Origin of the sequence: Sphingobium psychrophilum, assembly GCF_012927105.1 — a bacterium.
In the GTDB taxonomy this organism is placed as follows: Bacteria; Pseudomonadota; Alphaproteobacteria; order Sphingomonadales; family Sphingomonadaceae; genus Sphingobium; species Sphingobium psychrophilum.
In genome coordinates, this window is the sequence record NZ_JABBFV010000001.1 from 17943 (window position 1) to 37469 (window position 19527).

Sequence of the window (19527 nt, forward strand, 5' to 3'; positions counted from 1 at the left end):
GCGTCGATCAGGCGCTCAGGCTCTTGCGGCCGCGCGAACGGCGCGCGCGAATCACGTTGCGGCCGCCGGGGGTCGCCATGCGAGCGCGGAAACCGTGACGGCGCTTCCGAACCAGATTGCTCGGCTGAAAAGTGCGCTTCATCGTTCATTCCTCAAAAAACAACTAGAGAATCGGGCGTGACAAAAAAGGGCCGCCAAAACAGCGGCCACCAGTCAGGGGGCGTCCGATAGGCAAAAGGGGGGGGGAAGTCAATGGCGGGTGGCCGCAATCTATAGGCCCGTTCGCTTCGAGCGAAGTCGAGAAGCGGCAAGCGCCCTGCTGATGTTTCTCGACTTCGCTCGAAACGAACGGATGTGGCTTATATTGCCTTACTTCCCCCGCGTGGTCGCCACGGCCGCCTTGAGCGCGTCATAGCCGACCGCGCCGCCCAGCACCTGGCCACCGATTACGAAGGTCGGGGTGCCGCTGGCCTGGAGTTTCTGGGCCAGGGCGATGTTGGACTGGATTTCGGCATCATATTTGGTCGATGCGATCGCCGAATCGGCTTCGGATTTGGTGATGCCCGCCTTGGCCGCTGCCGCGACGATCGTGTCGCGCGTGACCTTGCCCGCGCCATAAAGCGCCTTGTGATAGGCCATATATTGGCCGCGCTCCGCCGCCAGCAGCGATACTTTGGCCGCGGCGCTGCTTTCGTCCGACAGGATGGGGAGTTCGCGATAGACGACCTTCACCTTGGCGTCGCCCGCGACTAGCTTGGCCAGGTCGGGCAGCGAGGCGCGGCAATAGCCGCAGGCATAGTCGAAAAATTCGACCACGGTGACGTCGGCATTGGCCGCGCCTTCCCATGCCCCGGCATAGGGCGTTTCCAGCGCGCTGCGGCTGGCGTCGATGGTGCCCGACATGCGCTGCGCCTGTAATTTTTCGACGGCCTGCGGGATGATTTCGGGATGCTCCAGAATATAGTCGTGAACGATCTTTTCGATCGCCGCCTTATCGGTAGCATTGACGCTGGCGGGTGCCTGCACGGCGAGCGCGGTGCCGGCGGCAGCCGCGATGAGGGCGAAAGCGCCAAGGGTCATCTGGATCGTCCTGTTGGAAAGGGCCGCGCGAAAGCTCGGCCGGGTCTGGTCTGTCATATCTATCTTTTCTTGCGCTGCTGCTCGATCGCCGCGCGGGATGTCATCGCGATATCCTGCGCCCGCAGATAGTCAACCGTGCCGGGCTTCAACCCCTGCATCGCGCCGTCGGCGCTGCGCAGCGCCATGGGATGTTCGCCCATCATGGCGTAGCGTTCCGCCGTCGCCAGCGCGGCGCGGGGCGTGTCGCCGCGCCGTTCATAGACGACGCCCAACTGATACCAGGCGAAGGGATTTTCCCGGTCGCGCTGCACCGCCAGGCGCAGCACCTGCTCGGCCTCGGCGAAATTCGCCTCATCCTCGGTCGCGATCAGCGCGTGAGAGAGTAGGACGGCGATCAGCGGCTGGTTGGTGATCTTCACGGCTTCGCGCAAGGGCGCGACGGCGTCCCTGGGGCGGCCGCTTTCCAGCAGGATCTGGCCTTTCAACTCAAGAAAATAGGGGTCGTCCGGCGCAGCCGCGAGCAGGGCGTCGGCCTCCTCCAGCGCTTTTTGCGGATAGGCGCTTTTATGCCAGGCATAGGCGCGGGCGTAATGGGCCGGCATCGACTGGTCGGTTTCGGGATATTTTTGCAAGGTCTGGGTGGGTTCGGACACGAAGCCGATCAGCTTGGCCTTGATCCGTTCGAACCGCGCCTCCAGCGCCGGATCGACCGGGCGCTCCCAGGCCGGATCGACCGTATAGACTTCGCGCAACACGTTGATGCGCTCGCCCGACAGAGGGTGGGTGCGCCCGTAACTATTGTCCTGCGGAATGGCGAGGCGATATTCCTGATTTTGCAGCTTCTTGAAAAATTCCAGGCTGCCCTTGCCGCTCAGGCCTGCCTTCGACAGATAGCGCGCGCCGGCAAGATCGGCCGAGCTTTCCTGCCCGCGCGAAAAAGCCAGGAATTTGGTCATCGCCGCCTGCTGGCCTAGGCCCATGATCCCCATGCCCGCTTCCGCGCCGCCCGCCGCGATCGCCGCCGCGCCCAGCACCAGGCTGAGCAGGGTGACGCTGGTGGCGTCCTTGATCCCCTCGCCCGAGCGGATGACATGGCCACCCTCGATATGGCCCAGTTCGTGCGCCACCACGCCCTGCAACTGGTTCACATTGTCGGCCTGCGCGATCAGGCCGCTATGCACCCAGACATATTGGCCGCCGGCGACGAAGGCGTTGATCTCCGGGTCGTTGATGACCATGACCTGGACGTTTTTGGGCTCCATGCCAGCCGCCTTGACCAACTGGCCCGACATGTCGGCCATGAAGGCTTCGGTTTCGGCATCGCGCAATATCTGCTGGGCGAGCGCCGGGCGTCCCATGCAGGCGAGCGCGGCGATCGCCAGCGCGCAGATTTTGAGCCGCGGCCGCATCAGCGGTACGTCTTTGGCAGGGAGAGGCAGACCGTCACGGCGGCGTCGTGCCAAGGCCGGGCTGAACCTGCCGTGAAGCGGTAAGGCGCAACGAAAAGCGCCGCTGCGCACCGATCGGAACCGGATGGGCAGCGGCGCTTGTTCATAACGGCCTAACGTCCGGCCTTATTGGCCGAAGGTACGCTGCCACCAGCCACGGCGCGGTTCGCCATCTTCGCCCACGCCATCCTCGCCATTGGCGGCGTCAGCGGTTTCGGCGACGGACGCTTGCTGTGCTGGTGCTTCGGCAAGGGTTTCCGCCGCGGGTGCAGCGGCCTCTACCTCTGCATCAGCGACGACGGCCTTCTTGCGGCGCGGACGCTTGGGCTTGGCCGGCGCTTCCTCGGCAACGGGCAACTCGACCACCGTTGTGGCTTCCTCGACGACCGCATCCGCTTCCGCTGCGTCGGCGACGGGCTTCTTGCGGCGGGCGCGCTTGGGCTTGGCCGGTGCCTCTTCGGCAGCAGCGTCGACCGGCGCAGCTTCGGCAGCGGTCTCCGCCACCGGCTCGGCCATGGTTTCGGCGACTTCGACTACCGGCGCGGCATCCGCTTTGGTCTTGCGAGCGCGGGGGCGACGACGGGTCTTGGGCGCTTCCTCGGCGGGCGCTTCCTCAACGACTGGTTCGGTAGCTGGGGCTTCTGCCACCGTCTCAGCGACTTCGGCAACAGGCTCTTCCGATTCGCCGGCTTCGGCTTCGGTTTCGAGCGTCGCTGCGTCTTCGCCACCTTCGCGGCGGCGACGGCCACCCCGGCGACCACGACGACCGCGGCGACGGGCCCCACTGTCCTCGTCGTCGGCCGCAGCAGCGGCCTCTGCCGGTGCGTCGGTCGCGTCGTCGGCGGTGACGACGGCCTCGCCCTCGTCTTCGTCCTCGGATTCCGCATCGGCATTGTCGCCGGCGTCTTCCTCGGTGCCTTCACCGGTGCGATTGTCATCGCGCGCGCCGCCACGACGGCGACGGCGACGACGGCGACGGCGGCCGCCGTCACGATCTTCGTCCTCGCGATCGCCGCGGTTGCCGCGTTCTTCACGCTCGGTTTCGGGTTCGGCTTCGGCCTCTTCGACCTCTTCCTCTTCTTCCTCGTCGATGACGTCCAGATCGTCATCCTCTTCCGGCAGCGGCGCGTAGCTTACGACACGCTCAGGCCGCGGGCCGCTGGCCTCGACCGACATGCGCGCGCCTTCAACTTCGCCATCGGGCAGGACTTCGATCGTCACGCCATAGCGCTGCTCGATTTCGTCCAGTTCGCGGCGCTTGTTGTTGAGAACGTAGAAGGCCGCTTCCTGGCTGGCGCGCAGGGTGATGAGGTTGCCGCGACCGCGCGCCGCTTCCTCTTCCAACATGCGCAACGCGCCTAGGCCCGCCGACGATGCGGTGCGAACGAGGCCGGTGCCTTCGCAATGCGGGCACTGGCGGGTGGAAGCTTCCAGAACGCCGGTGCGCAGGCGCTGGCGGCTCATTTCCATCAGGCCGAAGCCGGAGATACGGCCGACCTGAATGCGGGCGCGATCGTCCTTCAACGCCTCCTTCATCGCCTTCTCGACCTTACGGATGTTGGAGTTCACCTCCATGTCGATAAAGTCGATGACGACGAGGCCGGCCATGTCGCGCAGGCGAAGCTGACGCGCGATTTCGCGGGCGGCTTCCAGGTTGGTCGCCACGGCAGTCTGTTCGATGCCATGTTCGCGGGTCGACCGGCCGGAGTTGATGTCGATCGACACCAGCGCCTCGGTCGGGTTGATGACCAGATAGCCACCGGACTTGAGCTGGACGACGGGATTGTACATCGCCGCCAGCTGTTCCTCGACGCTGGCGCGCTGGAACAGCGACACCGGGTCGGCATATTGCTTTACCCGGCGCACATGGCTGGGCATCAGCAGACGCATGAAGTCCTTGGCGGCGCGATAGCCATGCTCGCCCTCGACGATGACCTCTTCGATATCCTTATTGTAGATATCGCGGATCGCCCGTTTGATGAGGTCGCTGTCATTATGGATCAGCGCGGGGGCGGCGGCGCTCAGCGTCTTTTCGCGAATCTCGTCCCACAGGCGGGCGAGATAGTCGAAGTCGCGCTTGATTTCCGGCTTGGTGCGCTGGAGGCCCGCGGTACGGACGATGCAGCCCATGGACGAGGGCAGCGCCATTTCGGCGATGATCGTCTTCAACCGCTTGCGGTCGGCCACATTGCTGATCTTGCGCGAAATGCCGCCACCATGGCTGGTGTTGGGCATCAGCACGCAATAGCGACCCGCCAGCGACAAATAGGTGGTCAGCGCGGCACCCTTGTTGCCGCGTTCTTCCTTGACGACCTGGACCAACAGCACCTGGCGGCGCTTGATGACATCCTGAATCTTGTAGCGGCGGCGCAGCGCCATGCGCTTGCGGCGCAGTTCGTCGGCGGCTTCATCGCCGCCGCGGCCACGACCGCGCCCGCCCGAACGGCCGCCACGCTCGCCACTGGGGCCTTCGTTGCCGCCTTCGCCTTCGGCCTGTTCGGCGTCTTCGCCCGGCTCTTCATCGTCATGATGATGGCTCGCCTCGACATATTCGACGCCGCCTTCGGGCGCGATGGGGTCGTGGTCCAGATCATGATCGTCATCGTCGAAATCGGCGCGCAGCGCGGCCTCTTCCTCGGCATGGGCGCGTTCTTCGCGCAGCAACGCCTCGCGGTCTTCACGCGGGATCTGGTAATAATCCGGGTGGATTTCGCTGAAAGCGAGGAAGCCGTGGCGGTTGCCGCCATAATCCACGAAGGCCGCCTGGAGCGAAGGCTCTACGCGGGTGACCTTGGCCAGATAGATATTGCCCTTGAGCTGCTTGTGCTCAGCGGACTCGAAGTCGAATTCCTCGATCCGGTTACCCTTGACGACCGCGACCCGGGTCTCTTCCCGGTGGCGCGCGTCGATCAGCATACGCATTGTCATTTACATGTCTCCGGCGTGGACGGGCTGCGGCACAGGGCCGCGCCGCCACGCGATAGTGAAGGGACGGCCGGGCGCGCTCCGTTAAGGGCGCGGATGTCGGCATCGTCCAGGTTTGAAGGAAATTATGTGCGTCTGCTGCGTCGGCAGGGCCGGACAAATCGCCGGGCCGCACCATCCACGCCGCATCGCCCGTGACCGGGGCAAGCGTGGAATGGAAATCATGCCTCATGCAGCGTCAACCTGTTTGCGACACTGCGGGGGGCAAATACTGCCTCCGCCGGTGCCTATCTCATTGCCCCGCAAGGCTGCCCTGATATCGGCAAGTCTTTCGGGAATATGAATGGGTAGCAGTCAAATACCGACGGGGCAACGGCCGCCTTAAATATAATGCCATGTCCGCCGGTGTGGCTATCGATGCCCTATTCATCGTGAAGGACGGGTTAACCCTCTCATTTTACCGGGCCACAAGGAGCAATGCTTAATCCAGAATTTAGCGTGGGGACGCTGAACGGATTAGCCCAAATGAAATTTGGCTGGACGGCCGACGGCAGCGCGTCGCACAAGCGGCGCATGCTCCAAAGCATTGCCCTGGCAGGCACAATATTGATGGCGGTCCCCGGCAGCGCCGGTGGCATATCCGGCGTGGACGTGCGGGACGACAGGGTCGTCGTGCGCTTTGACGATCGTGTGAACGGCGCTTCCGCCTTTCTGCTGGACGCGCCGCGCCGCATCGCGCTCGACATCAACGGCGCGCACATGGGCAGGGGGCGGTTCACGCCGGGTAACGGCGCCATCGCCGCGGTGCGCCAGGGGCAGCTCAGCGACGACACCGCCCGCGTCGTGCTCGACCTGTCGACTCCGGCGACGCTGGGCAATGCGCGGCTGGCGCAGGACGGCAAGTCGCTCAGCTTTTCGTTACAGGGCGTCACCGACAGTCGCTTTCGCGCGGAAGTGGGCAAGGGGCGCACCCGCTTCGATGCCCCCGCCGACATGGCGGCCTATCCGCAAAAGCGCATCCATTCGATCACCGTGCCGATCCCCGCCGCGTCGCGCGGCGTGTCGCTGCCGCAGGTGGAGGGCACGAATAACGGCGCCCGGCCGCTGGTTGTGATCGATGCGGGCCATGGTGGCCATGATCCCGGCGCGATCAACAAGGAGAATGGCAAGCGCGAGAAAGACGTCACGCTGGCCATTGCCCAGGCGATTCGCGACCAGCTGGTCAAATCCGGTCGGGTGCGCGTGGCGCTGACTCGCGACGACGACAAATTCCTGGTGTTGCAGGAACGCTATGGCATCGCCCGCAAACTGGGGGCGGACCTGTTCATCTCCGTCCATGCCGACGCAGCAGAAAATACCGAAGCGCACGGTGCGACCGTCTATACCCTGTCCGAAACCGCGTCAGACCGGGAAGCCGCGCGCCTCGCAGCGCGGGAGAATAAGGCCGACATCATCAACGGCGTAAACCTTGGCGGCCAGTCGGGCGACGTATCGTCGATCCTGATCGACCTGACCCAACGCGAATCGATGAACATCTCGGCCAATTTCGCCCGGCTGTTGCAACGGGAGGCCGCGCCCTATGTGCCGTTCCGCAGCGCCTATCACCGCTTTGCGTCGCTGATGGTCCTGAAGGCCCCGGATACGCCGTCGGTGCTGTTCGAAACCGGCTATATCAGCAATGCCGACGACAGCGCCTTCCTCTCGTCGCGCGAAGGGCAGGGCAAGATCGCCCGCGGTGTCGCCCGCGCGATCGAAGTGCATTTCGCCCGCAAGCTGGCGATGCGCGGCGAGGCTGCGGGCGGATAGGCTGTCCTATTGGAGGCGGCTTTGCTACGATGGCGGAGCCTTTCGGATAGGATCAGGGCGGCGCAACAAAATGTCGGAATCGGCGGGAAATGTGCGAAGTTAAGGGGATGGTCGCAACGCCCAGCCGATACAGTTGCGGCGGATCGCGTCATCCCCACTGGTCTTGGCGATAATTTGACCCTAGAGCCTCTTTCCTATGGAAGAGGCCCGTTCCGAACCCGCCCCGTCGTCCTTCGCCTATCGCCTGCGCCGCGACGCGGGGGGCTTTTTCGGCCGTCTGCGTCCCTTATGGCAACGCCGCTGGTTCCGCTGGACGTCGATATTGCTGGGCGGCTTCGCGCTGTTTTGCGCCTTGTTCTGGCTGATCTTCGCGCGCGGCCTGCCTGACGCTGCAACGCTGCTGGAATATGAGCCGCCGCTGCCGACCATCGTGCGCGACATCAATGGCCAGCCGGTCCACAGCTATGCCCGTGAACGCCGCGTCCAGCTGCAATATAGCGATTATCCCCCGCTGCTGATCCGCGCCTATCTGGCAGCGGAGGACAAGACCTTCTTCGAACATCATGGCGTCGATATTCCGGGTTTCGCCGGCGCTGTCGTGGATTATGCCAGCAAGCTGGGGTCGGGCCAGCGCGCCCGCGGCGGCTCCACCATCACCCAGCAGGTGGCCAAGAACCTGCTGATCGGCGACGAATATTCGCCCACGCGCAAGGTGAAGGAAATGATCCTCGCCTACCGCATGGAAAATGTGCTGAGCAAGCAGCAGATCCTGGAACTCTATCTCAACCAGATTTTTCTCGGCCGTAACGCCTATGGCGTGCAGGCCGCCGCGCGCGCCTATTTCGACAAGGATGTCGCCGACCTCCAACTGCATGAAATGGCCTATTTGTCGATCCTGCCCAAAGGACCGGCCAATTATCGTCCCGAAAGCGAAACCGGCCACGCCCGCGCGCTCGACCGGCGCAACTGGTCCCTTGGCGAGATGGAGAAGAACGGCTGGATCACCGCGGCGCAGCGCGACGCGGCGATCGCCCTGCCGCTGGGCACCGTCGCCGCCCATGGCTCCAGCTTCGATGCGCGCGCCGGCGGCTATTATATGGAGGAAGTGCGCCGTCGCCTGATCGGGCTGTTCGGCGAAAAGGCTGATGACGGCCCCAACAGCGTCTATGCCGGTGGCCTGTGGGTGCGCAGCCCCTATGATCCGGTGGTGCAGGACAGCGTCGCCACCGCGCTGCGCAACGGCCTGCTGCGCTTCGATGCCGGGCGCGGCTGGTCCGGTCCGGTCGGCCACATCAATATCGACAATGGCTGGGAGCGCGAACTGGCGGCCAGCTATATCTCCGTCGATTATGCCGAATGGCGCGTCGCCGTCATCATCAGCCGGACCGCGTCCGACGCGCAGCTCGGCTTTGCCGACGGCGGCACCGGCACGCTGCCCGCCGGATCGGCGCAGATGCCTTATCGCAAGGTCGGCGGCCCGGCCTTCTCCGCAATGAAGCCCGGCGACCTGATCGTCGTCGCGCGCAACGGGGCAAGCTGGGCGCTGCGCTCCATTCCCGAAGTGTCGGGCGGCATGGTGGCGGAGGAAGTGCATTCGGGCCGCATCCGCGCGATGCAGGGCGGCTTCGATTCGCGCCTGTCCTCCTACAACCGCGCGACGCAGGCGATGCGTCAGCCCGGCTCCACCATCAAGCCGTTCGTCTATGCCGCCGCGCTCGACAATGGCATGACTCCGGCGTCGATCATCGTCGACGGGCCGCTATGCGTCTATCAGGGCGCGGGCCTCGGCCAGAAATGCTTCCGCAACTTCTCCGGCGGGTCCGCCGGGCCGCAGACGATGCGCTGGGGCGTGGAACAGTCGCGCAACCTGATGACCGTGCGCGCGGCCAGCCAGACCGGCATGGACCGGGTCGTGCGCACGATCAAGAATCTGGGGATCGGCGACTATCAGCCCTATCTCTCCTTCGCGCTGGGCGCGGGCGAGACGACGGTGGAAAAGATGGTCAACGCCTATGCCACGCTCGCCAACCAGGGGCGGCAATTCCCGTCCAAGGTGATGGATTATGTGCAGGACCGGCGCGGCAAGGTGATCTGGCCTGAGCGGTGGCGCGCCTGCGACGGTTGCAACATGGCCAATTGGGACGGCAAGCCGATGCCGCGCTTTGGCATGGAGGGCCGCCAGGTGATGAACCCGATGACCGCTTATCAGGTCGTCCACATCACCGAAGGCGTGGTCCAGCGCGGCACCGCCACCGTGCTGGCCGATTTGCAACGGCCGCTGTTCGGCAAGACCGGCACCACCAACGGCCCGACCAACGTCTGGTTCGTGGGCGGATCGCCCGACATCGTCGCTGGCGTCTATATCGGCTACGATCAGCCGCGCAGCCTGGGCGGCTGGGCGCAGGGCGGCCGCATCGCCGCGCCGATCTGGAAAGCGGCGATGGCGCCAATTCTGGAAACCATGCCCAAGACGCCCTTCGTCGCGCCGGCGGGCGTGCGCATGGTCGCGATCGACCGTCGTTCGGGCAAGCGCGTCTATGGTGCCTGGCCCACCAGCGAGCCAAAGGCGGCGGTGATCTGGGAAGCCTTCAAGCCCGAATCCGAACCCCGCCGCACCATCCGCAAGGAAGAAGCGGAAGAACAGGCCAAGGTCGCCGCCGCCAGAACGGTGACGGGCCGTACCCGCCAACGCAGCGACGCCGACTTCCTGGAAGGGCAGGGCGGGATCTACTGAGGCGCTACCGGGCCTATGCTCTTCCCAAATCTGCCGCCCTCGGATAGGGGCAGTCGCTTGATGCGTTAACGCGCCAGCCCATAGCCGGAGACACCCCATGCGCGCCGAAGCGCAGCAATATATCGACCGTATCGACGCTGCGCTGGAATTGCTGCGCCGCTTCCTCGACTGGGACCGCGCGCTGCGTCGGCTGGACGAACTGAACGCGCGCGTCGAAGATCCGACCCTGTGGGACAATGCCAAGCTGGCGCAGGAGGTGATGCGTGAGCGCACCCGGCTGGAAAGCGCGATCGGCGCCACCCGCGCGATCGAGGGCGGCAAGACCGACAATGCCGAACTGATCGACATGGCCGAGGCCGAGGGCGACGAGGAGATGGTGACCGAGGCCATCGCGTCGCTCAAGGCGTTGGCCGAACGCGCGGACGAGGACAAGATCAAGGCGCTGCTGGCGGGCGAAGCCGATGCCAGCGACACCTATCTGGAAATCCATGCCGGGGCTGGCGGCACCGAAAGCCAGGACTGGGCCGAAATCCTGTCTCGCATGTATCGCCGCTGGGCCGAACGGCGCGGCTACAAGGTCGACCTGGTCGATTATCAGGCCGGCGAAACCGCGGGTATCAAGTCCGCGACCTTCCTGATTAAGGGCGAAAACGCCTATGGCTACGCCAAGACCGAAAGCGGCGTCCACCGCCTGGTCCGCATCAGCCCCTATGACAGCGCGGCGCGCCGCCACACCAGCTTCTCGTCGGTGTGGGTCTATCCGGTGATCGACGACAATATCGATATCGAGGTCAAGGAAAGCGACCTCAAGATCGATACCTATCGCGCATCGGGCGCGGGCGGGCAGCACGTCAACACCACCGATTCGGCGGTCCGCATTACCCACGTCCCGTCGGGCATCATCGTCGCGTCGCAAAATGACCGGTCGCAGCACAAGAACCGCGCGACGGCCATGAACATGCTCAAGGCGCGCCTGTACGAGGCGGAACTGCGCAAGCGCGAGGAAGTGGCCAATAGCGACTATCAGGCCAAGACCGAGATCGGCTGGGGCCACCAGATCCGCTCCTACGTGCTCCAGCCCTATCAATTGGTAAAGGATCTGCGCACCGGCGTTACCTCCACCGCGCCCGACGATGTGCTGGACGGCGCGCTCGACCCGTTCATGGCCGCGGCTCTGTCACAGAAGGTGACGGGCGAGAAGGTCGATGTGGAGGATGTGGACTGATGATCCGGGCGGCTATGGCGGGCGTATTTGTCCTGCTGGCCGCCTGCGACCAGATGGGGGGCGGCAAGGAGACGCATCGTTCTGCCGCCGCCGAGGCGTTTCCGCAGGCCGACCGGCCGGTCGCGCCGATCGTATCGACCCGCTGGTCGAGCGAGGAAGCGCGCGACCGGGTCAATGAGGCGGAGGATATCATGGACCGGGCGGGCATCCGCCCCGGGATGACCGTCGCGGATATCGGCGCGGGCGAGGGCTATTATACCGTGCGCCTTGCCAAGCGGGTCGGCGACAAGGGCCGCGTCCTGGCCGAGGATATCATGCCCGAAGTGATAGAGGCGCTGTCGCGCCGCATCACCCGCGAAAAATGGGATAATGTCAGCCTGAAGCTGGGCGCGCCGGAAGACCCCAGGCTACCTGAAAACAGCTTCGACCGGATCATGATGGTCCATATGTATCATGAGATCGCCGAGCCTTATGCCTTTCTCTGGCATCTGAGCCCCGCGCTCAAGAAGGATGGCGAACTGATCGTGGTCGATGCCGACCGGCCGACCGACCAGCATGGCACCCCGCCGCGCCTGTTGGCCTGCGAGCTGGCGGCCATGGGATTTCGCCTGGAACAGGTGGTACCCAAACCGACCGCTGGCGGCTATCTGGCGCGGTTCCGGCGTATCGCCGCGCGGCCCGATCCCGCCAGCATCGTCCCCTGCGCCTTTCAGGACTGATCGCGGGCGTGGGCAGTCAGGGTTAATTTTTGCCTAATGCTGCTTGTTGAGAAGCCGGCATATCCCGATGGTGTAAGGGTCATGCATGGAGGCTGCGGCATGACCGATCGGGGGTCTTTCACGGCACAGGAGATGCGACAGCGCGGGGCGGCGCGGCACAAGCTGTTCGAGCCGTTCGACCTGCGACAGGCGGGGCAGTCGGTCCGCGTCCATATGCTCGACCTGTCGGTGTCGGGCGCATTGCTGCATGCCGAACGGCCACCGCGGATCGGCGCGGGCGTCATCCTCGCCTTTCCGGGTCTGGAAGTCGCGGCGCATGTCGTGTGGGTGCGGGCCAAGCGCTTTGGCGTGCGGTTCGACATGCTGCTGCCCGATACGGCGTTACGCGCGATGCTGGATGGCGGCGACGCGGCTTGCCCATAGGGCATCGGCTGCTGTAGGCAGGCCGCGATGCATTTCGACGATCAGCTCCAGCGCTATTTCGGGACGACCGAGATCGACAGCCTGCCTCCATCTGCGGTGGAGGCGGGGATCGAGCGGATGCGCGTCGATCTGGGGCTGGAACAGGATCGCGGTCGGCGGTTCGCGCTCTGGTCGCTGCTGTTCCTGCTCGGCGATGCCCCCGATCTGGATGTGGCGTTCAAGGAGGCGGCGGACCGGGATGCGGCGCGCAACTTCATGGAACTGACGGAAAAGGGCTGACCTTGCCCGACTCATAGGTCGATGAGTTTTGGTGAAGCGCGCGCTGACCCCTTTTCTTCCGTCGGTTGGCGGGTAAGACGCCAGCGCCCCAGATTATTGGTTTTACGCGATTTCCGAGTCGTCAGATGCTGGCATCTGACTAGAAATCGCTTTAGTTTCGAGAGGATCGCATGGAGTATCGCACACTCGGCCGCACGGACCTGAAGGTCAGCCTGATCTGCCTGGGCACCATGACCTGGGGATCGCAAAATAGCGAGGCGGAGGCGCATGCCCAGCTGGATTATGCGATCGGCGAGGGCGTCAATTTCATCGATACGGCCGAAGCCTATCCGGTGACGCCGGTCAGCGCCGACACGCAATTTCTGACCGAAGCCTACATCGGCAACTGGATCGCCGGGCGCGGCAGGCGCGATGACATCATCCTGGCGACCAAGGTGGCGGGGCCGTCGCGCGACCCGATCCGCACATTTCGCGGCGGCGACAACCGGCTGGATCGCCGCAACATCCATCAGGCGGTCGACGACAGTTTGAGGCGGCTGCGGACCGACTATATCGATCTGTATCAGGTGCATTGGCCCGATCGGTCGGTGCCGTCCTTTGGCGCGCGCGGCCTGAGCGCGCTGGCCGACGGTCCCGATACGGTGCCGATCGAGGAGACGCTGGAGGCGCTGGCCGAACTGGTCCAGGCCGGCAAGATCCGTCATGTCGGCGTCTCGAACGAAACGCCCTGGGGGCTGGGCGAATATCTGCGGCTGGCGCGCGATCGGGGCTTGCCGCGCGTCGCGTCGATCCAGAATGCCTACAGCCTACTCAATCGCATCTTCGAGATCGGCATGGCGGAATATGCGCTGCGCGAGGATGTGGGGCTGCTCGCCTATTCGCCGCTGGCGGGCGGCAACCTGACCGGCAAATATCTGGGCGGTGTCATTCCGCCGGGTTCACGCCGCGACGTGTCGCGCCAGTTCGTGCGCTACGACCTGCCCAACCAGCCGCTCGCCAGCGCGCGCTATGTCGCGATCGCCCATGCCTTCGGGCTGGACCCGGCGCAGCTGGCATTGGCTTTCGTCAACGCGCAGCCCTTCGTCACCGCAACGATCATCGGGGCGACCAGTCTGGATCAGCTAAAGGCGGACATAGCGAGCGTGGACATCATCCTATCCGCAGAACAGCTGGCGGCGATAGAGGCGGTGCATCGCGCCATCCCCGATCCCTGCCCCTGACGGAAAGCGCCCATCAGGCAGCGCGGGGTGAATGGGATTGCTGGTCCGAATGGACGGGCATGTCCGCCATTACGGCGATATCCTGCCACCAGTCGTCGACGCCAGGACTAAGGATCGCCAGACTGCCATGGCGGGGCCGCGCATGCCAAGTGGATGCGATGCGCAGGTAGCGCCATTGCGGATCGCAGTTGATGGGAATGTTGCGAAAGCGGCTGTGCACGCCGGTCGTTACGGGATCGATGGGGCGTAATTCGCTGGGAACTTCACGCCAGCTGCCATCGGGGAATCGCACAGAAATCGCCACCACATGCCTCCATCCCCGCCGTCACTCCTCAATAAACGCGCTTCAAGCCTTTGAGTTCATTGCAGCTTATCGCAAAACTATCGGCCGCACATATGCGCTAAAACGGCCACATCAAATGCGATTTTTTCGCAATATCACCCAATATAATTGCGAATATGTCGCATTATCGTTATTGGCCCCTTCGATGAATCGAAAAGGGGTTGAAGAATGAAGGTAAAATGGATCGCGCTTGGCAGCGCTGCGGCAATGGCGCTGTGTCACCCGGCCGTTCATGCGGCGGAAGACGCCGTGGCGACGGATGTGGATCAGGCGCAGGACAGCATCATCGTCACCGCCGCCACTACCGGGTCGAAGACCGATACGGCGCTGGTCGAACTGCCCCAGCCGATCAAGGTCATTACCTCGGAACAATATCTGTCGCAGGGCGCGATCAGCATTTCCGACACGGTCAAATATGCCGCCGGCGTGCTGGCCAATCCCTATGGCCGTGACACCCGCGTCGACGGTTTCAACGTGCGCGGCCTGGACGCATTGCAGTTTCGCGACGGTATGCGCGACATCTTCAGCTATTATGCCAGCATCACGTCGGACCCCTATAATTTCTCGCGCGTGGAAATCCTGCGCGGTCCGGCTTCCGTGCTGTTCGGCCAGGGGTCGATCGGCGGTCTCGTCAACCTCGTGTCCAAGACGCCTGAATTCCGCACCGGCGGCGAGGTGAACCTCGTTTACGGCAGCTATGACCGCAAGGAAATCATGGGCGACGTCAACGTCGCGCTGGCCGATAATCTGGCGGTGCGTTTCGTGGGCCGCGCCCGCGACGCTGACACCTATGTCGATCATGTGCCCGACGATCGCGTGATGTTCGCCCCGTCGATCCGCTGGCAGCCGACGCCCGACACCGACATCGTGCTGACCGGCCTCTATCAGGAGGATGACACCGGATCGACATCGCAATTCCTGCCGATCGTCGGTACTTTCCTCCCGAACACGGCCTATCCGCAAGGCAAGCTGGGTCAATATGCGTTCGTCGGCAAGCCCGGTTGGGACCGCTATAATGGTCGCTCGCTGCAAGGCGGCGGCTCCATCACCCACAAATTTTCCGATAATGTGAAGCTCAACCTCAAGGCGCGCTACATCGACAGCGACCTTGAATATAAAACCCATTATGCCGACAGCTACTCCAACCCGACCGACCCGTTTTCGGTCTATGGTACGGACGGCCGGACCATCGGACTCTATGCCGACGCCAGCGACGCGCGGATGAACGTCTTTTCGACCGACAACAATATCCAGTTCAATTTCAACACCGGCGCCAATATCGAGCATAAGCTGTTGGTCGGCATCGATTATAGTTGGAACAAGGTCGCCAAGCGCGGCGCCTTTGGTTTCGATATCGTTGACCTTTACGATATCGATTATGATGCGCTGCCGACCTATGATCCCACCGGCCCCTTCACTACGGAAAGCCAGAAGCAGCTTGGCGTCTATGTTCAGGACCAGATCCGCTTCTACGATCGCGTCTCGGTCGTGCTGGGCGCGCGCCGCGACCGCGTGACCGGCTCATCGGGTCAGAAGGACAATGCCACCACTTTCCGCGCCGGCATCATCGGCGAGATCGGCGCGGGCATCTCGCCCTTCTTCAGCTACACCGAAAGCTTCCTCCCGGTCGCGGGCAACATCATGGGCATCGGCGGCGTCGTCGGCGATCCGTACAAGCCGCAGACCGGCACCCAATATGAAGCGGGCGTGAAGTGGCAGCCGGACGTCAACACTCTGGTCACCGCCACGGTCTTCAAGATCAAGGAACGCAACCGCGTTCTGTATCTTGCGGGCAGCGCGACCACCCAGTCGGGCGTACTCGATACCAAGGGCTTTGAGATAGAGGCGAGCCACACATTGCCCGGCAATTTCGAACTGCTGGCCAATTATGGCTATTCAAAGCTCAAGTCCGAAACCAACACCAGCCTGGACTATATGCCGCGCCACACGGCGTCCTTCTGGACCACCAAGACCTTCGGTCTGGTGGGCGAGGCCCAGCTGCGCCTGGGCGGCGGCGTCGTCTACAGCGGCAAGAGCGTGTCGACCAGCGCCATCTGGTCGATCGTCACCCCGGCCCGCACCACGGTCGATGCGCTGGCGGAGATCAACTGGAATAGCTGGCGCTTTGCGCTGAACGCGACCAACCTGCTCAATAACGAATATTATGCGTCCTGCCTGGCGCGGGGCGACTGTTTCGTCGGCGCGCCGCGCAATGTGATGGGTACGGTCGGGTTCCGGTTCTGACGATCATAAGAGGAGAGCGAGCATGAAGAGAGTATCCATGGCCCTGTTGGCGCTGGTGGCCCTGTCGTCCACGGCGCAGGCGCATGAGGTGTGGGTGGAGCGTGACGGCACCGGGCCGGCGCGCATCTATCTGGGCGAGCCGGGCGATGCCTTGCCGGAAGGCGGCGATCCCGAGTTCGAGAAGTTGAAGGCGCCCAAGCTGGTGCCGGGATCGAGCGCGGCGCAGGTCCGCAAGACCGGCTATATCGAGGTCGCCGCGCCCGCCGGCGACGTGCGCGTCATCGACGACAGCGTGTTCGCGCCCTGGGGCGAAGAGGGCAAGAAGGAGGGCGTGATCTATTATGCCCGCGCCGGCCGCGCGGAAGTCAAGGCGAGCCTGCCGCTGGAGATCGTGCCGACCGCCGCCAACGCCGACAGCTTCACGCTGGTTCGCGACGGCAAGCCGGTGCCCGCCACCAAGCTGACCGTCATTTCGCCCGACAAATGGACCAAGGCGTTCACGACCGATGCCCAGGGGCGTGTCACGCTGCCGATCAAGGACAAGGGCCGCTATATATTGAGCGCGACTCAGGAGGAAAAGGGCGACCTCAGCATGGCCGGGCAGAAGGTTGCGACCCTTTATCACATGGCGACGCTGACCTTCTTGAACGATTGATCAACAATGTGACGGTGCGTGTCATGGATATGACATGGCACCGTCGCGCAATCCACATTGCGGTGCAACATGACGCGGATAGGCCCCCCCGAATTAAGGTCCAAAGGGGGATTATCCGACCATGCGTATCACCACCGCTCTGCTGATGGCGTCGACCGCCATCATCGCCCAATCCGCCCATGCCCAGGATGTTGCGCCCGCCGCCGATGCCGCCGCCGTCGATGGCGCTGACATCATCGTGTTCGGCCGCGGCGAAACCCGCCAGGTGCAGGAAATCAAGGCGCGCGACATCGTCGTGCTGACGCCGGGCACCAATCCGCTCAAAGCCATCGAAAAGCTGCCCAGCGTCAATTTCCAGTCGGCTGATCCGTTCGGCAATTATGAATGGTCGCAGCGGATCACCATCCGCAGCTTCAACCAGAACCAGCTTGGCTTCACCTTCGACGGTATCCCGCTGGGCGACATGAGCTATGGCAACCATAATGGCCTGCACATCACCCGCGCGATCAGCAGCGAGAATATCGGCAGCGTGCGCGTCAGCCAGGGTGCCGGTTCGCTCGGCACCCAGGCGACCGGCAATCTGGGCGGCACGGTCGAAACCTTCTCGATGGACCCGACCGGTGAATTCGGCGCGCAGGGCAATTTGACCTATGGCAGCGACGACACCTGGCGCGCCTTCGGCCGCGTCAACCTGGGCAGCGCAGACGGCATCCGCGGCTATGTGTCCTACGGCTATGGCTCTACCGACAAATATAAGGGCGAGGGCGTTCAGGACCAGCATATGGGTAACGCCAAGGTCGTGATCCCGGTCGGCGACGCCAAGATCGATGGCTGGCTCAGCTATTCCGACCGCCGCGAACAAGATTATCAGGACATGTCGATGGGCATGATCCGTCGCCTGGGCTGGGACTGGGACAACACCTACCCCGACTATGCCCGCGCGATCGATTATGCCGACCGGCTGAACGACGTCGATCGGGTGAGCAACACTGGCGGCTCGCCCTTCCCCGATGGCCTGTACGACTATAGCGGCGCGACCGTCGCCACCGGCCAGACCTATCCGGGCAATGTCACCAGCGCCGACGACGCCTATTATGACGCCGCCGGCCTGCGCAAGGACTGGCTGGGCGCGGTGGGCCTGACCACGCCGCTGGGCGATGCTGCGACCTTCAAGATCAAGGGCTATTATCACAACAATAGCGGCATGGGCCTGTGGGCGACTCCCTACACCCCCAGCCCGAACGGCGTGCCCATGTCGGTGCGAACCACCGAATATGACATGGACCGGATCGGCGCGTTTGGCAGCGTCGATTACACGCTCGGCATCCAGAACATCAGCGTCGGCGCCTGGTATGAGAATAACCAGTTCCATCAGGCGCGCCGTTTCTACGCCTTCGCCAGCCGGACCGCGCCGGGCCTGTCGTTCCGCGACTATCCCAAAAACCCGTTCGCTACCCAGTGGGAGTTCGATTTCACCACCGACACTTTCCAATATCATGTGCAGGACAAGATCGACTTGGGGCTCGTGACGATCAACCTGGGGTGGAAAGGCTTCAAGGTCACCAACAAGGCCGAAGCGATCGTCCAGGCGACCTTCCCGCAGGGCAAGATCAAGGCGGAAGACTGGTTCCAGCCCCATGCCGGTTTCGCGGTGGAACTCAGCCCGGAAGCGGAAGTCTTCGGCGGGTTCACGCAGGTCACCCGCGCCTTTGCGTCGGCCACCACCACTGGTCCCTTCTCGACCAACCAGGCCGGCTTCGACGCGATCAAGGATGACTTGAAGCCCGAAACGTCCGACACGTTCGAATTGGGCCTGCGCTACAATACGCCGGTCTTCAACGGCACGCTGGGCGCCTATCTGGTCAACTTCAAGAACCGCCTGTTGTCGGTGCAGGTGGGCAGCCCGATCCAGGGTCTGGCCTCTGCGCTTCAAAATGTCGGCGGCGTGCGCGCGGTCGGGGTCGAGGCCGCGGGCGACCTGCGCCTCGGCCATGGCTTTGGCGTCTATGCCAGCTACAGCTACACCGACGCCACCTATCGCGACAATGTGTTCAACAGCTCGGACGGCACGCTGGTCGCGGCGATCAAGGACAAGACGGTAGTCGACAGCCCCAAACATATGCTGCGCGGGGAAGTGAATTACGACCAGGGTCCGGTCTTCGGCCGGATCGGCGTCAACTATATGTCGCGCCGCTATTACAGCTACACCAACGACGCCTCGGTCCCCAGCCGCGTCATCGTGGACGCCTCGCTCGGCTATCGCTTCACCGACAAGATCGAGTTGCAGCTCAACGCCACCAACCTGTTCGACAAGAAATATGTCGGCACGATCGGGTCGGGCGGCTTCGGCAATAGCGGCGATGCGCAGACCTTGCTTGTCGGCGCGCCGCAGCAATTCTTCATCACCGCCAAGGCCGGGTTCTAAA

At 63.8% G+C, this 19527-nt stretch carries 15 protein-coding genes; 10 read left to right on the forward strand and 5 right to left on the reverse strand.

The window, feature by feature from the left end; translation table 11 throughout:
* Positions 1 to 7: 7 nt before the first annotated feature.
* The 4 genes from rpmH to HHL08_RS00130 form a co-directional block, all read right to left on the reverse strand.
* On the reverse strand, positions 8 to 142 hold the full coding sequence (gene rpmH / locus HHL08_RS00115; protein WP_021317369.1) for a 50S ribosomal protein L34: 135 nt from the start codon (positions 140 to 142) through the stop codon (positions 8 to 10).
* Between the two features lie 227 nt (positions 143 to 369).
* Entirely contained in the window at positions 370 to 1137 is a 768-nt protein-coding gene (locus HHL08_RS00120; RefSeq protein ID WP_206377616.1) for a DsbA family protein, read from the reverse strand.
* Positions 1138 to 1139: 2 nt separating this feature from the next.
* Positions 1140 to 2489 (reverse strand): M48 family metalloprotease, encoded by a 1350-nt coding sequence (locus HHL08_RS00125; RefSeq protein ID WP_169570368.1) that lies wholly within the window; start codon positions 2487 to 2489, stop codon positions 1140 to 1142.
* Between the two features lie 165 nt (positions 2490 to 2654).
* Positions 2655 to 5456 carry an Rne/Rng family ribonuclease gene (locus HHL08_RS00130; protein WP_235954500.1) on the reverse strand — a complete coding sequence of 934 codons (2802 nt, stop codon included), beginning with the start codon at positions 5454 to 5456 and terminating at the stop codon, positions 2655 to 2657.
* Positions 5457 to 5978: 522 nt separating this feature from the next.
* Here HHL08_RS00130 and HHL08_RS00135 point away from each other — a divergent pair.
* The 7 genes from HHL08_RS00135 (at position 5979) to HHL08_RS00165 (ending at position 13859) form a co-directional block, all read left to right on the forward strand.
* Positions 5979 to 7259, forward strand: a complete 1281-nt coding sequence (locus tag HHL08_RS00135) for an N-acetylmuramoyl-L-alanine amidase (protein WP_169570369.1) — start codon at positions 5979 to 5981, stop codon at positions 7257 to 7259.
* Positions 7260 to 7455: 196 nt separating this feature from the next.
* Positions 7456 to 9993 (forward strand): penicillin-binding protein 1A, encoded by a 2538-nt coding sequence (locus HHL08_RS00140; RefSeq protein WP_169570370.1) that lies wholly within the window; start codon positions 7456 to 7458, stop codon positions 9991 to 9993.
* A gap of 97 nt (positions 9994 to 10090) precedes the next feature.
* Positions 10091 to 11218 carry a peptide chain release factor 2 gene (gene prfB / locus HHL08_RS00145; RefSeq protein WP_169570371.1) on the forward strand — a complete coding sequence of 376 codons (1128 nt, stop codon included), beginning with the start codon at positions 10091 to 10093 and terminating at the stop codon, positions 11216 to 11218.
* Positions 11218 to 11937, forward strand: a complete 720-nt coding sequence (locus HHL08_RS00150; protein ID WP_169570372.1) for a class I SAM-dependent methyltransferase — start codon at positions 11218 to 11220, stop codon at positions 11935 to 11937. Before prfB ends, HHL08_RS00150 begins: the two co-directional genes overlap by 1 nt.
* A gap of 99 nt (positions 11938 to 12036) precedes the next feature.
* Complete coding sequence (locus tag HHL08_RS00155; protein ID WP_169570373.1) at positions 12037 to 12360, forward strand: PilZ domain-containing protein; 324 nt, start codon at positions 12037 to 12039, stop codon at positions 12358 to 12360.
* Between the two features lie 27 nt (positions 12361 to 12387).
* A complete protein-coding gene (locus HHL08_RS00160; protein ID WP_169570374.1) occupies positions 12388 to 12639 on the forward strand; it encodes a hypothetical protein in 252 nt (83 codons plus the stop codon).
* A gap of 170 nt (positions 12640 to 12809) precedes the next feature.
* On the forward strand, positions 12810 to 13859 hold the full coding sequence (locus HHL08_RS00165; RefSeq protein WP_169570375.1) for an NADP(H)-dependent aldo-keto reductase: 1050 nt from the start codon (positions 12810 to 12812) through the stop codon (positions 13857 to 13859).
* A gap of 13 nt (positions 13860 to 13872) precedes the next feature.
* Here HHL08_RS00165 and HHL08_RS00170 read toward each other — a convergent pair whose 3' ends face one another.
* The gene (locus HHL08_RS00170) at positions 13873 to 14163 is read right to left on the reverse strand and encodes a hypothetical protein (RefSeq protein ID WP_169570376.1); all 291 of its coding nucleotides are present in this window, start codon (positions 14161 to 14163) and stop codon (positions 13873 to 13875) included.
* 207 nt (positions 14164 to 14370) lie between these two features.
* Between HHL08_RS00170 and HHL08_RS00175 the strand changes: the two genes are divergently transcribed.
* From HHL08_RS00175 to HHL08_RS00185, 3 genes are all read left to right on the forward strand, one after another.
* Positions 14371 to 16446 (forward strand): TonB-dependent siderophore receptor, encoded by a 2076-nt coding sequence (locus HHL08_RS00175; RefSeq protein WP_169570377.1) that lies wholly within the window; start codon positions 14371 to 14373, stop codon positions 16444 to 16446.
* A gap of 22 nt (positions 16447 to 16468) precedes the next feature.
* On the forward strand, positions 16469 to 17101 hold the full coding sequence (locus HHL08_RS00180) for a DUF4198 domain-containing protein (RefSeq protein ID WP_169570379.1): 633 nt from the start codon (positions 16469 to 16471) through the stop codon (positions 17099 to 17101).
* Between the two features lie 121 nt (positions 17102 to 17222).
* Complete coding sequence (locus HHL08_RS00185) at positions 17223 to 19526, forward strand: TonB-dependent receptor (RefSeq protein ID WP_169570381.1); 2304 nt, start codon at positions 17223 to 17225, stop codon at positions 19524 to 19526.
* Position 19527: the final 1 nt, after the last annotated feature.

What these genes read in the sequence shown, in the direction of transcription:
- rpmH (WP_021317369.1), bottom strand. Translation starts at nt 142, where the DNA reads ATGAAGCGCACTTTTCAGCCGAGCAATCTGGTTCGGAAGCGCCGTCAC.
- HHL08_RS00120 (WP_206377616.1), bottom strand. Translation starts at nt 1,137, where the DNA reads ATGACAGACCAGACCCGGCCGAGCTTTCGCGCGGCCCTTTCCAACAGG.
- HHL08_RS00125 (WP_169570368.1), bottom strand. Translation starts at nt 2,489, where the DNA reads ATGCGGCCGCGGCTCAAAATCTGCGCGCTGGCGATCGCCGCGCTCGCC.
- HHL08_RS00130 (WP_235954500.1), bottom strand. Translation starts at nt 5,456, where the DNA reads ATGACAATGCGTATGCTGATCGACGCGCGCCACCGGGAAGAGACCCGG.
- HHL08_RS00135 (WP_169570369.1), top strand. Translation starts at nt 5,979, where the DNA reads ATGAAATTTGGCTGGACGGCCGACGGCAGCGCGTCGCACAAGCGGCGC.
- HHL08_RS00140 (WP_169570370.1), top strand. Translation starts at nt 7,456, where the DNA reads ATGGAAGAGGCCCGTTCCGAACCCGCCCCGTCGTCCTTCGCCTATCGC.
- prfB (WP_169570371.1), top strand. Translation starts at nt 10,091, where the DNA reads ATGCGCGCCGAAGCGCAGCAATATATCGACCGTATCGACGCTGCGCTG.
- HHL08_RS00150 (WP_169570372.1), top strand. Translation starts at nt 11,218, where the DNA reads ATGATCCGGGCGGCTATGGCGGGCGTATTTGTCCTGCTGGCCGCCTGC.
- HHL08_RS00155 (WP_169570373.1), top strand. Translation starts at nt 12,037, where the DNA reads ATGACCGATCGGGGGTCTTTCACGGCACAGGAGATGCGACAGCGCGGG.
- HHL08_RS00160 (WP_169570374.1), top strand. Translation starts at nt 12,388, where the DNA reads ATGCATTTCGACGATCAGCTCCAGCGCTATTTCGGGACGACCGAGATC.
- HHL08_RS00165 (WP_169570375.1), top strand. Translation starts at nt 12,810, where the DNA reads ATGGAGTATCGCACACTCGGCCGCACGGACCTGAAGGTCAGCCTGATC.
- HHL08_RS00175 (WP_169570377.1), top strand. Translation starts at nt 14,371, where the DNA reads ATGAAGGTAAAATGGATCGCGCTTGGCAGCGCTGCGGCAATGGCGCTG.
- HHL08_RS00180 (WP_169570379.1), top strand. Translation starts at nt 16,469, where the DNA reads ATGAAGAGAGTATCCATGGCCCTGTTGGCGCTGGTGGCCCTGTCGTCC.
- HHL08_RS00185 (WP_169570381.1), top strand. Translation starts at nt 17,223, where the DNA reads ATGCGTATCACCACCGCTCTGCTGATGGCGTCGACCGCCATCATCGCC.